Source organism: Methylobacterium sp. D48H (assembly GCF_053345715.1).
The window spans coordinates 1-310 of the sequence record NZ_JBKFAP010000143.1; the positions used below are offsets into that span (position 1 = coordinate 1).

Below are 310 nucleotides of genomic sequence, written 5' to 3' on the forward strand. Positions count from 1 at the left end.
CGCTCGCCAAGTGATTGTCGAGCGTGACGATGACGACGCGGATCGGTGGCCTATCGGCCGAAATGCGCTTTGGCATCGTAGAGGGTCTCGACGGTGATGGGCGGCAGGTGCCGCTCCCGGGCGAAGGTCTCGGTGTTGGTGCGCGCCTTGCCCCGCACGAAGAACGGGATCTTCTTGAGTTCCTTCTCGGCCTCGGGCGACCACGCTGCGGCCCGGTCCAGCAGAACCGGAACGGGCGCCGGCGTCGGAGGGGTGCCGGCCGGCGCCCGTCCCGCGGCCTCGAACGCCCCGTCCGCCGGAGTCCCGTAGG

At 70.3% G+C, this 310-nt stretch carries 1 pseudogene; it reads right to left on the reverse strand.

Going from position 1 to position 310, the window contains the following annotated elements:
- Window positions 1-50: 50 nt before the first annotated feature.
- Window positions 51-310, reverse strand: a pseudogene (locus tag ACLBX8_RS31860) (ferredoxin:protochlorophyllide reductase (ATP-dependent) subunit B); the annotation flags it as partial.